At 54.1% G+C, this 12116-nt stretch carries 12 protein-coding genes; 5 read left to right on the top strand and 7 right to left on the bottom strand.

Going from position 1 to position 12116, the window contains the following annotated elements:
* Positions 1-291 (top strand): hypothetical protein (locus V0288_RS14075; RefSeq protein WP_332865747.1); only part of this gene is annotated, 291 nt, incomplete at its 5' end.
* Positions 292-463: 172 nt separating this feature from the next.
* On the opposite strand, the gene V0288_RS14070 is transcribed toward V0288_RS14075, so the two are convergent.
* The 4 genes from V0288_RS14070 to V0288_RS14055 form a co-directional block, all read right to left on the bottom strand.
* Positions 464-1027, bottom strand: coding sequence for a DUF937 domain-containing protein (locus tag V0288_RS14070; RefSeq protein ID WP_332865746.1), 564 nt, complete (start codon positions 1025-1027; stop codon positions 464-466).
* A 430-nt stretch (positions 1028-1457) separates the two neighbouring features.
* Positions 1458-1997, bottom strand: coding sequence for a deoxycytidylate deaminase (locus tag V0288_RS14065; protein ID WP_332865745.1), 540 nt, complete (start codon positions 1995-1997; stop codon positions 1458-1460).
* 45 nt (positions 1998-2042) lie between these two features.
* Positions 2043-3257 (bottom strand): M20 metallopeptidase family protein, encoded by a 1215-nt coding sequence (locus V0288_RS14060; protein WP_332865744.1) that lies wholly within the window; start codon positions 3255-3257, stop codon positions 2043-2045.
* A 59-nt stretch (positions 3258-3316) separates the two neighbouring features.
* Positions 3317-3679 carry a hypothetical protein gene (locus V0288_RS14055; RefSeq protein WP_332865743.1) on the bottom strand — a complete coding sequence of 121 codons (363 nt, stop codon included), beginning with the start codon at positions 3677-3679 and terminating at the stop codon, positions 3317-3319.
* On the opposite strand from V0288_RS14055, the gene V0288_RS14050 reads away from it, so the two are divergent.
* The 3 genes from V0288_RS14050 to V0288_RS14040 all read left to right on the top strand — a co-directional run bounded on the left by V0288_RS14050 (position 3650) and on the right by V0288_RS14040 (position 6519).
* Entirely contained in the window at positions 3650-4540 is an 891-nt protein-coding gene (locus V0288_RS14050; protein WP_332865742.1) for an RnfABCDGE type electron transport complex subunit D, read from the top strand. The genes V0288_RS14055 and V0288_RS14050 overlap by 30 nt on opposite strands.
* Before the next feature lie 131 nt (positions 4541-4671).
* Positions 4672-5982 (top strand): DUF2330 domain-containing protein, encoded by a 1311-nt coding sequence (locus V0288_RS14045; protein WP_332865741.1) that lies wholly within the window; start codon positions 4672-4674, stop codon positions 5980-5982.
* A 273-nt stretch (positions 5983-6255) separates the two neighbouring features.
* Positions 6256-6519, top strand: coding sequence for a DUF3146 family protein (locus V0288_RS14040; RefSeq protein WP_332865740.1), 264 nt, complete (start codon positions 6256-6258; stop codon positions 6517-6519).
* Positions 6520-6680: 161 nt separating this feature from the next.
* On the opposite strand, the gene V0288_RS14035 is transcribed toward V0288_RS14040, so the two are convergent.
* Both V0288_RS14035 and V0288_RS14030 read right to left on the bottom strand, forming a co-directional pair.
* Positions 6681-8126 carry an NCS2 family permease gene (locus V0288_RS14035; RefSeq protein WP_332865739.1) on the bottom strand — a complete coding sequence of 482 codons (1446 nt, stop codon included), beginning with the start codon at positions 8124-8126 and terminating at the stop codon, positions 6681-6683.
* A gap of 32 nt (positions 8127-8158) precedes the next feature.
* Complete coding sequence (locus V0288_RS14030) at positions 8159-9610, bottom strand: uracil-xanthine permease family protein (RefSeq protein WP_332865738.1); 1452 nt, start codon at positions 9608-9610, stop codon at positions 8159-8161.
* Positions 9611-9873: 263 nt separating this feature from the next.
* On the opposite strand from V0288_RS14030, the gene V0288_RS14025 reads away from it, so the two are divergent.
* On the top strand, positions 9874-11310 hold the full coding sequence (locus V0288_RS14025; RefSeq protein WP_332865737.1) for a hypothetical protein: 1437 nt from the start codon (positions 9874-9876) through the stop codon (positions 11308-11310).
* Positions 11311-11342: 32 nt separating this feature from the next.
* Here V0288_RS14025 and V0288_RS14020 read toward each other — a convergent pair whose 3' ends face one another.
* On the bottom strand, positions 11343-12086 hold the full coding sequence (locus V0288_RS14020; protein ID WP_332865736.1) for a Uma2 family endonuclease: 744 nt from the start codon (positions 12084-12086) through the stop codon (positions 11343-11345).
* Between the last annotated feature and the right edge of the window lie 30 nt (positions 12087-12116).

Genomic DNA, 12116 nt, shown 5'->3' with positions numbered 1-12116 from the left:
TCCGATCGAGCGTCGGGAGTTTGGGGAGAAGTAACCGAAGAACGGGAAATCCCCGGTTCCGACCTATTCGACAACTTCGGAGACACCTTCTCTAACCTCACGGAAAATCTCTCCGATCGAGCCTCGGGGATTTGGGGAGAACTAACCGAAGAACGGGAAATCCCCGGTTCCGACCTATTCGATAACGCGAAGGAAACGCTCTCGAACGCGGGGGAAAATCTCTCCGATCGCGCGACGGACATCTGGGAAAACTTCACCGACGCGGAAGAAACCGCCCCCGATGCCGAATAAACGTTCCGAACCGACGGGAGCGTAACAATTAGCTAGATCCGAAAACAGAAACCGGCGATCGTCGATCGCCGGTTTTTCTTACATTACCGATTATAGTCCCGAGTCTCGCGATGGAAACCGCTCCCAAAACCACGACCCGGAAGCGGAAACTTTTGACGAAAAGCGGATAGCTTTACTTATTCAAAAAACGATTCGCGAAATGCAGGACATCGCCTAAATCGGTATCCCCATCTCGATCGCTATCTAAAAACGACTGTAACAGGGAATTAGAACCCGTAGCGTCGTTACTTTTTCCCATGTTGAGCAATCCCAAAACCGCGGGAACGAGAACCGGTAAAACCCCGAGAATCTGTTCGGAACGTAACCCCGTTTTCGCCGCGATATCATCGGCGATCTGCTGTTGTTTATCGCCGGGAAGAAGCGCGCTCAAAGCGGCCGCGCCGGACCCACCTCCCATCACCTGACCGAGAAGGCCGCCGAGAGGATTACCACCCCCCCCGAGAAGCTGACCGAGTTGGTTTTCTAATCCCCCCTCGCCGAGTGTCGCCCGTTGTTCTCCCAAGACCGATCGCAAGTGGCCACCCAGGGAAGACACGACAGCTTGAGCGGTACCGGCATCAATACCGTTCTGTTCGGCCAATCCGCCGATCGCGTTCGTCACCGCGCTTAATTGTTCGACACTCCCCTGCCGATCGGGGCTGTTGATCGAACTCAGAATATCAAAAACAAGACTCATCTTTCTCTCCTTATTTAGTTACTTATTTACACGAAAGTTACCGGTTCAGGATTAGATTTCTAGCGGAATCGTATTTTTCGATCGGATCGAGTCGGGAGTTCTCATTCGGAAACCAAGAAAACCAAGAGAAAGTATTCTTTCAAAAACGCGAAATATCTGATTTCTCGGAATCGATCCCGAAGTCCTGACCCTTTCCCGCGCGTGAGCGATTCGAGCCAGAATTCTAATCTGTATCAAGATTACCGTTTCGCGCGCTAATCCGTCCTAAAATTAAGAATTAATTCACGCGGGAGGCTTCGAGCGATCGGCGAGCGGCTTTCAGCCGTCAATAACAGGGTGTAGGGTATAGGAGAATAGGGTAAAGGAGAAAGGGTAAAGAATGAAAGGTAGCCTTTTCCCCAAAAACTCTCCTATCTCCCCATCTATTTCTTCAGGGGGATGATAGGATCGAGGTAGGATGTAGGAGAAATAAAGCGGCTCGCTCGGCGGTTTCGGGAGATAGATGAATTTTTTTCAGGGTAATCACCCCGTCCTCGATAAACGCGTCGCGAGCTACGGCTTTACTGCCGCTATTAAAATCCGTCTCGTAAAAGACTTCTTTAATACCGGAGGAAATCATTAATTTCAAACAGGAAAGGCAGGGTTCTAAAGTAACGTAAATACTCCCGCCGTTGGTAGAAATGCCGTGTTTCGCCGCTTGAGCGATGGCGTTGGCTTCCGCGTGAATCGCCCGCGAGGGAAATTCTCCCGACTCCCGACAGGTTCGTAACCCCGGATAACAAAAACCCTGTGCCGTACAGTGTACCGTCCCCGATGGCGAACCGTTATACCCCGTGGCGAGAACCTGACGATCTTTAACGATTACCGCGCCGACGGGAAAGGCCAAACAGGTCGATCGAGTGGCGGCCAATTTCGCGATCATCAGAAAATATTCATCCCAGGTCGGTCTTTTTTCGATCGATTCATTCACGATTTTCGGATAAGTTTTTGGTTTAGGGTGTGGGGTGTAGGGTCACTAGATAGCCAGAAATTTCTCGACACAACGGACGAAAATTTCTACCCCCATTCCCAGTACCGACTCGTCGAAGTCGAAACGAGGATGGTGGTGGGGATAGGCGAGTCCTCGATCGGGATTCGCGGAACCGAGAAAGAAATAACAACCGGGGACTTCTTGTAAGAAAAACGACATATCCTCGCCCCCCATCGTCTGACATTCGGGAACGATACCCGCGGGAGTTTCCATCACGTCCACGGCGATCGATCGCACGAATTCCGCAATCCGGGAATCGTTGATCAAAGCGGGATATAACTGCCAGTAATCGAATCGGTAACTCGCCCCGTACCCCTGACAGATCCCGGCGACAATCTCCTCGATCCGTCGCGGGAAAAACCCTTCTAAATCGCGATTGTAATAGCGTACCGTACCGCCGAGATGAACCGTGTCGGCGATGACATTGCGCGCCGTTCCCGCGTGGAATTTTCCCACCGTGATCACCGCGGGATCGATCGGGTTAACATTCCGGGCGACGATCGATTGCAGGGCGTTGACGATCTGCGCGCCCGCGAGGACGGCATCCACGGTTTGATGCGGCATCGCCCCGTGTCCCCCTTTTCCCTGTACGTGTACGTCAAAACATTCCACCGCCGCCATTAACGCCCCCTCGCGTACCCCGATCGTTCCCAACGCGAGATTATTCCACAAGTGCAAACCGATAATCGCGTCCACGTCCGGATTCCGCAAGACTCCCGCCTCGATCATCGGTTTCGCCCCTCCCGGCCCTTCTTCCGCGGGTTGGAAAATAATTTTCACGATCCCCTTGAAAAGATGGCGATTTTGTGATATGTATACGGCGGTTCCCAGGGCGATGGCCGTGTGACCGTCGTGGCCGCAAGCGTGCATTTTGCCATCGTGTCGCGACCGGTAGGGAACGTCGTTTTCTTCGTGAATCGGTAGCGCGTCCATATCGGCGCGAATGGCGAGGACGGGGCCGGGACTATTCCCGGCTATCGCGGCCACGATTCCGGTTCCCGCGATTCCCGTTCGATGGTCGATACCGTGTTCGGTGAGAATTCGCGAGACGAGTTCCGCGGTGAGGTGTTCTTGAAACCCTAATTCGGGATGTTGGTGTAGTTGCCTTCGCCACTCGACCAGCCGCGGTTGCAGGGAACGGATATCGAGACGGACGCGCGAGAGATCGATCGAGGGAGGGGCGGGAAAGGAGAGAATCATATTGGGATGGGGAGATGGGGAGATGGGGAGATAGGGAGATGGGACGGTAGGGGCGGGGTTTAAGCGCCCGGAGATGGGGAGATGGGGAGATGGGGAGATGGGGAGATGGGGAGATGGGGAGATGGGGAAGGTAAGGGAGATGGGGAAGGTAAGGGAGATGAGCGGGATAACGAACTATATTCTGACTCCTGTCTCCTGACTCCTGTCTCCTGACTCCTGACTCCTGTCTCCTGCCTCCTCCCTCCTGACTCACCGACTCTCCTAGTGTAGTCCCGATCGACGTACCCCGGCCGATCGAATCGCCGACTATCGTTACAAAAACGGTAACGTTCGATCTCTACCGGGAAATACGGGTCATACTGGAAAAAATCTTTTCTGTGCGTGGGGGTTCTATGGAAACGCGCGACCCGCGGGACTATCAAATTCTTTTTCTCGCCTCGTTCTTAGCGCTCGGTCTGCTCGCTCGCGACTGGACTCTACAACTGGCTTTCATCCCCGTCGTGTTTCTGGCTTGTACGGGGACTCAAATTCTTCTTGCATATTTGGAAAAATTTGTCAAGTCTGTAGACAAGCACGGATTTCCATTATATAAAAAGTCTACCCCAAAAATCGGGATCTGTCAATTCCTATCAGAAACCTCCCTAAAAAGTTCCCTGATTACCGCGTTGGGACTCTGCCTATTATTGCGGGGGAATCATTATCAAACGATGGTTTTCGCGGGGGTATTGGCTATCGCGAGTAAGTTCATTTTCCGCGACCGGGGCAAACATTTTTTCAATCCGGGCAACTTCGGCATTATCTCGGCGTTGGTTTGGACGGGTGACGCGTGGGTATCTCCGGGACAGTGGGGGACGGATTGGATTTATCTCCTTTTCTTCTGCGCGACCGCGGGGATGATTTTACAGCGAGTGGGACGGTGGGAAACCTCGGGAACTTTTCTGCTCGTCTACGGGGGGTTAGAACTGTGCCGGGATTATCGATTGGGTTGGACGGGGGACGTGTGGCTACATCAGGTCATGAACGGGAGTTTATTACTGTTCGCGTTCTTCATGATCACCGATCCCCGATCGATCCCGAATTCCCCGATCGCCCGGATCTTTTGGGCGAGCGCGGTGGCGGGATTGACCTTCTTTTTACAGCACACCTTCTTTTTATCGACCGCGCCGTTCTGGGCGTTGTTTATTCTATCGCCCGCGACGGTGATACTCGATCGGGTTCGATCGGCCCGTCGGTTTAGTTGGGAGGGAAGAGAGAACCTGCCCGTAAAATACCCGTCCACTTGAAACGAACGGGAGGAATTCGGGTTCGAGAGTCGATCGAAAAAGAAAGGGCAAGTAGAGACTTATCGATCCGAGGATGGATCGAAGTTGACCGCCAGCCGTTGCAGACCGATATATATAGAAGAACGAGGAACATGAAAAAATTTCTGATCGGGTTATTGTTTTTCGGGTTGATGGTTTTCTGGGCGAAACCCGCTCACGCGTTCTGTGGGTTTTACGTCGCTAAGGCGGACGCGAGTTTGTATAACAAAGCCTCGCGAGTGATTATCGCTCGTGATAGCGATCGAACGATTTTAACGATGGCCAATGATTACCGGGGGGAGATTAAAGATTTCGCGCTCGTCGTCCCCGTGCCGACCGTGATTAAAGAGGAACAGGTTCATATCGGCGACGCGAAAATTATCGAGAGACTGGACGCGTTCAGCGCGCCGCGGTTGGTAGAATATTTCGATGAAAATCCCTGCGATCGACGGCGCTATCTCGATCGGGCGATGCCGTCGTCCGCTCCCGCGCCAGTGTCCGAAGAATTGAAACCGAGACGGGATAACTCTCTAGGCGTGACGATCGAGGAAAAATTCACCGTCGGGGAATACGATATTCTCGTTCTGAGCGCGCGCGAATCGGACGGGTTAGAAATCTGGTTGCGACAGAACGGATATAAACTCCCGAAAGGAGCGAGTCAATTACTCCAACCTTATATCCGCGGGAAGTTAAAATTCTTCGTGGCGAAAGTGAACTTACAGGAGTTTTCTAAAACCGGGTTCCAATCCCTGCGACCGCTTCAAATCGCCTACGAGTCCAAGCGATTCATGTTACCGATCCGTCTGGGTATGATGAACAGTCAGGGGGAACAGGATTTACTGGTCTATCTGCTCTCGCCGAAAGGACAAACCGAGTTAACCAACTATCGGACGGTGAAGATTCCTTCTAATATGGATGTCCCGGAATTCGTACAGAAAGAGTTCAAGGATTTTTATAAAAATCTCTTTCAAAGAAGTTACGAGCGGGAGAATAAAAAGGTCGCGTTTCTAGAATACGCGTGGGACATGGCGAACTGCGATCCCTGTTCCGCGGAACCGTTATCGCGGGAGGAATTAAAACAGGCGGGTGTTTTTTGGGCCGATTCGGGACGGGTGTTTATCAGTCGTCTGCACGTCCGCTACCGTCGCGATAAATTCCCCGAGGATTTACAGTTTCAGGAAACGGCGAATCAAGAACCGTTTCAAGGTCGGTATGTCCTGCGCCATCCCTATCGGGGAGAGATGAACTGTTCCGCCGCGAACGGTTATCGGCAGAGCGTTCGGAGAAGACAGGAAGAGGAAGCGAAAACTCTAGCGAATTTGACGGGATGGGATATTAACAAGATTCGGGGTAAGATCGATTTCCTCAAAGGAGATCCGGCCCCGTGGTGGCAGAGATTCTGGCGATCGCACCCGGGGGATTAATCGGTAATCCCGCGCGAGACGCGGTCTTCTCGCCCCGTTTCCCGCGTGCATTTTTAGCGTCGGGAGCTATTCCGAATTTCAAAGAACGGGACAACTTCCCGACAAAGGGGGAAGGGGAAAGGGGCGGCTTTTTTCTCTTTTCCCTCCCTCTTTTAAATTCCGCGAGAGGTCTATTCTCGGCGATCGAGCGATTCTCGCGATCGAGATACCGGCGATCGTCGTCGCGATCCGCTATGGTAGTCTTCGAGATCGTTACGAGGGGATAGATCGATCGTGAGTGGCGAGAATCGACCGGAAAGTACGGCTTACGTCCGTATCATCAAGCAATCCTGGCAGAATGGCAAATTAGAGGGAGAGGTCAGGACGGCCAATTATGAATGGCGATTTCAGTGGCATTTCCGTCAGGGAAAATTAACGGTTCAGCCTTCGCTGGGCCGCGCCTTAATTTTTGAACCGTTGAATCGGTTTCTCGAACGCTACGATTATCAACTGGAACCGGGAGGGGATTATCAGTTCACCGTTCGATCGAAACTGTAGGGATAGGGAATCCGCCGGGAAATCGACGATCGCGCGATCGAGACGAAAAAAACGGAGATCGATCGATCCCCGTCTCTGAAATTTGACCAACATTTTTCCGCGCTAGGAAAATAAGTTAGGACGAGAGACACCCGATGTCCCGTCTTAACCTCCCGCCGGAACTAACCGAATCGCAGGGTCATGAAAACATAACGAGCGAGAAAGATAGCCGCCAGAATCCACGTTACCAGAGAAACTTCATTCGCCCGGCCGCTGACCAGTTTCGTGAAAGGATAGAGGATAATCCCCATCGATAAACCCGCGGCGATCGAGAAACCCATCGGAATAAAGAAAACCGTCGCGAAAGCCGGTATCGCCTCCGTCAGATCTCCCCAACGAACCCCCGTAACTCCCGACATCATCAACACCCCGACGATCATCAAAGCCGGCGCGGTCGCGAACGCGGGAATCGCCTCGAAAATCGGCACGAACAGCAGGGCGACTAAAAATAACAATCCCGCGACCACGGCGGTAAAACCGGTTCTGCCTCCTTCTGCCACCCCGGAGGCCGATTCCGCGAAAGTAGTAACGGTAGAGGTTCCCAGAACCGCGCCCGCGGTAGTCGCGATCGCGTCCGCCATTAAGGCCTCGTTCGCGCGGGGTAACTCCCCTTTCTCGTTAATATACCCGGCTTGCGTACCCACCCCGCTTAACGTGCCGATCGTGTCGAACATATCCACGAACAGGAAAACGAGCATCACCGCGATAAAATCGATGAAATTCCCCGCGTTTACTCCCGAAAGACCGACGATCGCCTGACCGAATAGATGGGACGGGAAAGCGGGTAACTGGATGAACCCTTTCGGCGCGGCCGCGACCCCGAAAATCCACCCCAGGATAGATGTCCCGGCGATCCCCCAGAGTAACGCGCCTTTCAAGCGGCGGATCATAAACATCGAGGAAATGAGAATCCCGAAAACCGCCAGTAACGTCGCCGGTTCCCGGAAACTGCCGAAAGCCGTTTTCGTGACCTCGTTAGCGACGATTAACCCCGCGCCACCGGTTTCCGTGGTACTGGCGAGGCCGATATAGGCGAGAAACATCCCGATGCCCACGGTAGTCGCCGCTTTAATACAGTCGGGAACGGCGGTGATCAGGTGTCGCCGGATATCCGTCACCGTCAGGCCCACGAAGATCAATCCCTCCACTAAAACCGCGGCGAGAGCGGTCGGCCAGGCGATTTTCAAACCCAGCACCACGGAAAAGGCGAAAAAGGCGTTAGTTCCCATCCCCGGCGCGAGAACAAAGGGATATTTGGCGAGAAACCCCATGATCAGCGTACCGATCGCCGCGGAGATACCCGTCACGACCACGAGTTCCGTGAATAAGTCCCCCGGCTTGGAGAGGAAGACCGCGTTAGACATGATCGACGGGTGAACGACCATGACATAGGCCATCGTCATGAAAGTCGTCACCCCCGCGAGGATCTCGGTGCGGAAATTCGTTCTATAGAAAGAAAATTGGAAATAATCGGCGATTTTTCCCTGCCATCCCGTATAAACGGGCGTGGGCGAAGTTCTTTCCTGTACTACCGGATCGGTCGTTTCGAGTTCAAAATTGTCAGTCATAGTAGATGTGGTGCGAACCTCTCGATAAGAATTTATTGCAGTAACTCTTCGCGCGCGATCTCCGCCGCCTCGATCGCCATATCGGGAACCTCGGGGCGACCGGGCAGGATAATGTTGAGGAGTAAGGAAACGATCGCCCCCGTGGAAATCCCGGAGGAGAAAACCTGATTAACCAGAGGAGGCATTTGACTCACGAATTCGGGGACGAAGGTAACTCCCAGCGCGGCCGAAAGAGACACCGCGACGATCACCGAAGCGCGGGTGTCCATCTCCACCGTCCGCAGGATATTGAATCCCGCCACGGCCACGGAACCGAACATCAGGATGGTCGCCCCTCCTAACACGGGAGCGGGCGTTTTTTGGAGGAATCCACCGACGATCGGGAATAAACCCAACAGGGCGAGAATGACCGCCAGATAGTAACCCACATAGCGACTTCCTACCCCCGTTAGTTTGATCAGGCCGTTATTCTGGCTCATCGTCGTCACGGGAAAGGTGCTGAGGATCGAGGCGATAAACGAGTTGATCCCGTCCCCCAAAACCCCCGCCTTGATGCGTCGGAAATAGGTTCCCCCCGATACGGGTTCTCCCGTGACCATGCAGGTCGCCGTAATATCGCCGATACATTCGAGCATGGTGGCGATATAGACGATCGCTACCGGGACGAAGGCGATAAAATCGAATTTCAGACCGTATTTAAAGGGAATGGGAAAATTGATCGGGGGGAGTTTACCCAGATCGCTCAGGTCGATTAATCCTAAAAACAAAGAGATGGTATAGCCGACGATCAGACCGACAACGATCGATCCCATCCTCAAAAAACGATTTTTACTGATGCTACAGAAAGTGACGATCGCCAGTACCAGCAGGGATAAACCGACGTTCATCGGGCTACCGTAAGCGGGGGTCCCGATCGCCGGAACCCCTCCCGCCATATCGGTAATCCCCACTTTAATCAGCGTTAGGCCGATACAAGTCACCACGATTCCCGTCACCAGGGGGGTGAAAATCTTTTGGGTGAAGTCGAGAAAACGACTCAGGAAAATCATCACGAAAGAACCGAAAAAGCTCAAACCCAGCATGAGGGGAATCGCTTCTTCGGGAGATTTCCCGCTCGCCGTTACCGCCGCGCCTGCCGCGATCAGGGGGCCGAGGTAGGAAAAACTCGTTCCTTGAATAGTCAGTAATCCCGTCCCGATCGTTGTCGGGGGAACCCTACCGAAACCGGGTATCGTCAGGGTTCTCGCTTGAATGAAGGTGGCGATTCCCGATACCAGTAACGCCATACCCGAAATATAGGCGGTATCGGCGGGGTTAATTTTTAACGTGCCGCAAATAATCAGCCCCGGCGCGACGATCGGCACGAAAATCGCGAAAGTGTGTTGGATAGCGACGAAAAGACCCTCGGTCAAGGGAGGGCGATCGTGTAAGCCGTAAACCAGTTCCTCTTTGACGATCGCCGGTTTTTCTTCGATAACGGTCATCGGTAAGCCTCTTCTCGATTGGGAAACGCGAATATTTAGCCGGTTCACGGGTAGAAGCGATTCCCCGATCGGCCTAAATATTTCCACTGTCGTCTTCCTGTATACAGTACGCGAACGGGAAAGATTGTAAAAAACATCACAAAAACATATAAATTCATCCGGAAGGGCGATGCGGGAAAACGCGTCAAACCCTTTATTTATCGGTCGGAACGGGAAGGAAATGGTACAGTAGACGATCGAGAGTTATCGGGAGAGAGAGGAAAATGTCGATCGCCAAGACGCGCGCTACTATCCGTTTTCGGAAACAAACGATCGCTTGGTTATCGATCGCCCTGTTAACTTTTTTCTGGACTTGTCCCGCGTCGTTGGCCGGATCGGAAACTCTTCCGCCCGATCCGCCGGAAAGTAACCGTTTCCAACCGATTATCGTGACGACGCTCGCCGATCGGGGGAAAGGCTCTCTCCGAGAGGCGATCGAGCGCGCCAACGCCAGCCCCGAGGACGATTTAATCGATCTTTCCGCCATTAGCGGCACGATTTCCCTAGAAAGTCCCCTTCCCCCCCTGACCGGGAACCTATATCTACGCGGTGATGGTGATGACGTAATTAGCGGGAATAACGCGGTTCGCGTCCTGTCGATCGAAAAAGGAGAGGTAACGATCGCCCACCTGACGATCGCCGACGGACTCGCGCGCGGGGAGGACGGCAAAAACGGCGCGGGAGGGAACGCGGGCATGGGGGGCGGAATTTATATCGATAACGCCACGGTAACGCTCAACGACGTGAAATTTGTCGGCAATCAGGCGATCGGTGGCGAGGGAAGCGCGCGGATTCCCCCCGTCAAAAACCACATCGAAACGGCCAAAAATAAATACAAGGTCAACCGCGGCGCGATCGTCGGTATTAACGGCATTAGCCTGACTTCCGACGAGATAACCGGCGATCCCGTCACCATTTCCAGCCACGACGAGAAATTCCGCGTCAATCGGGGAGCGATCGCCGGGGTCAACGGCATCGGCATCGGCGGCATCGGGGCGATCGCTTTCGGCGGTGGGGGCGGTTTCGGCGGTTTCGGCAACGCGGGCAACGGCGGCAACGGCGGCAACGGCGGCGCGAACGGGGGAAGCGGGGGCAACGGCGGCGACGGCGGCGATGGCGGGATCGGGATTTTCGGCAGTTTCGGACTCTGGGAGGGAGAGGGCGGCATCGGAACCGTGGCTTTCGGTGGCGGTGGCGGTTTCGGCGGTTTCGGCAACGCGGGCAACGGTGGCAACGGGGGAAATGGCGTGGCGATCGCCAGAGGCGGCGACGGGGGAGACGGGGGAAATGGCGGCTTCGGCGGGGGCGGCGGATCGGGTGGCTATGGCGGACAGGGCGGTAAAATCGGACGCGCGGGAAAAGGCGGTTTCGGGGGTGGAAACGCCAGCGCGGGATTCGGCGGATCGGGCGCGGGATTCGGCGGCGCGATTTTCGTTCGATCGGGCGGTTTAATCGTCTACCGCACTCGTTTTATCGGCAATTCCGCCCTCGCCGGCCGGGGCAAAAATCCGGGACAGGGGAAAGGAGGCGCGATCTTCGTGGCCGGTACGAACGCGCGACTTTTGTTTCTCGGAGATGAACCCGATTTTCAGGATAATTTCGCCGATTCCGCGGGAAATAGCCCGACGGATAACGCGGATATCTATCGATCGACCACTTGAATTCACTTTTACCGTTTTCCCCGATCGCCGCTCTAGGAGATGTCTCCCGGTTCGATACCGAGTTCCCGTAGTCTCGCTTTTAACTCTTCCACTCGCTGTAGGGCTAACTCTTTCTGTTGACGCTCGTATTCTTTCTCGGCCTTCTCCCGATTAGCCGCCTCTTCCGGGGTCGGGACTAATTCGCCTTCCGGGGTGAAATAGCGCAATTTCCCCTCGTGTACGCCTAGATATAGCCCTAACTGCTCGCTCCACAGCCATCCTCGCTCGTTCGGCTCGATCGCTTCGTAACTCCCGCTAACCAGCGTGAAACCCTGAAATTCCAAACTATCCGGGTCGAACCAGAAATAATCGGGAGTTCGGAAAGTATCCTGATAGATGCGTTTTTTCTCGGTTCGGTCTACTTCCGCCGTACTTTCCGAAAGAATTTCGATAATCACGTTGGGATATTTGCCGTCTTCCTGCCACACCACCCAACTGCGGCGATTTTGGTTCCGCGTCGTTCCTTTCACCACGAAAAAATCCGGCCCGCGGAAAAATTCCGATTTCTTCTGGTTCGGACTATAGTAAATCGTCAGGTTGCCCGTGGCGAAAAAGTCGTCCCGATCGCCCCACACCCATTCCAAACACTGGATCAGGATTAAAATCTGCCGGAGGTGTAAATTGCTTTCCACGGGGGGTTCATCACTCCAGAATTCGCCGGTCGGGAAAACGATCTCTTCCTCGATGTCGGGAGCGCCTAAAGCGTTCTCGGTTAACTCGTCCTTGGCGATCGTCATCGTCAATACCCCCGGATCTCCGTTCTCGAT

The organism is Pannus brasiliensis CCIBt3594 (assembly GCF_036688125.1).
Taxonomy (GTDB): domain Bacteria; phylum Cyanobacteriota; class Cyanobacteriia; order Cyanobacteriales; family Microcystaceae; genus Pannus; species Pannus brasiliensis.
Note: the sequence above shows the minus strand (reverse complement) of the source record. Positions and strands in the feature narration are given on the sequence as shown.

Coding starts and splice junctions, on each gene's coding strand:
- V0288_RS14070 (WP_332865746.1), bottom strand. CDS start 1,027: ATGAGTCTTGTTTTTGATATTCTGAGTTCGATCAACAGCCCCGATCGG.
- V0288_RS14060 (WP_332865744.1), bottom strand. CDS start 3,257: ATGATTCTCTCCTTTCCCGCCCCTCCCTCGATCGATCTCTCGCGCGTC.
- V0288_RS14050 (WP_332865742.1), top strand. CDS start 3,650: ATGGAAACGCGCGACCCGCGGGACTATCAAATTCTTTTTCTCGCCTCG.
- V0288_RS14045 (WP_332865741.1), top strand. CDS start 4,672: ATGAAAAAATTTCTGATCGGGTTATTGTTTTTCGGGTTGATGGTTTTC.
- V0288_RS14035 (WP_332865739.1), bottom strand. CDS start 8,126: ATGACTGACAATTTTGAACTCGAAACGACCGATCCGGTAGTACAGGAA.
- V0288_RS14030 (WP_332865738.1), bottom strand. CDS start 9,610: ATGACCGTTATCGAAGAAAAACCGGCGATCGTCAAAGAGGAACTGGTT.
- V0288_RS14025 (WP_332865737.1), top strand. CDS start 9,874: ATGTCGATCGCCAAGACGCGCGCTACTATCCGTTTTCGGAAACAAACG.
- V0288_RS14020 (WP_332865736.1), bottom strand. CDS start 12,086: ATGACGATCGCCAAGGACGAGTTAACCGAGAACGCTTTAGGCGCTCCC.